Source organism: Pseudonocardia oceanicola, from assembly GCF_047200735.1.
In the GTDB taxonomy this organism is placed as follows: domain Bacteria; phylum Actinomycetota; class Actinomycetes; order Mycobacteriales; family Pseudonocardiaceae; genus Pseudonocardia.
Genome location: NZ_JBJZON010000084.1, coordinates 1 through 791 on the forward strand (window position 1 = coordinate 1; position 791 = coordinate 791).

Annotated in this window: 1 protein-coding gene; it reads left to right on the plus strand. The window is 72.8% G+C overall.

Annotated features, from left to right (window positions below):
- A partial coding sequence (locus ACL02T_RS34910) for a zinc-binding dehydrogenase (protein ID WP_412835094.1) occupies window positions 1–791 on the plus strand: 791 nt, incomplete at both ends.

Here is a 791-nt window from a genome sequence, read left to right on the forward strand (position 1 = left end):
GAGACGATCGTGGTCCCGGACCCCGGTCCCGGTGAGGCGGTCGTGCAGATCCAGGCGTGCGGGGTCTGCCACACCGACCTGCACTACCGGGAGGGCGGGATCAACGACGAGTTCCCGTTCCTGCTCGGGCACGAGGCCGCCGGGGTCGTGGAGTCCGTCGGCGAGGGTGTCACCGAGGTCGCCCCGGGCGACTTCGTGATCCTCAACTGGCGGGCCGTGTGCGGCGAGTGCCGGGCCTGCCGCAAGGGCAAGCCCTGGTACTGCTTCACCACGCACAACGCCACGCAGAAGATGACGCTGAAGTCCGGCCAGGAGCTGTCCCCGGCGCTGGGCATCGGCGCGTTCTGCGCGAAGACGCTGGTCGCCGCCGGCCAGTGCACCAAGGTCAACCCGGCGGTGCAGCCGCAGGTCGCCGGGCTGCTCGGCTGCGGGGTCATGGCCGGCATCGGTGCGGCCATCAACACCGGGGCCGTCGGCCGCGGCGACTCGATCGCCGTCATCGGCTGCGGCGGGGTGGGCGACGCCGCGATCGCCGGGGCCACCCTCGCCGGCGCCACCACCATCGTCGCCGTGGACACCGACGACAAGAAGCTGGAGTGGGCCCGCGGCTTCGGCGCCACCCACACCGTCAACGCCAAGGCCACCGACGCCGTCGAGGCCATCAAGGAGGCCACCGACGGGTTCGGCGCCGATGTCGTCGTCGACGCCGTCGGCCGCCCCGAGACCTGGAAGCAGGCCTTCTTCGCCCGCGACCTGGCCGGCACCGTGGTGCTCGTCGGGGTGCCCACCCC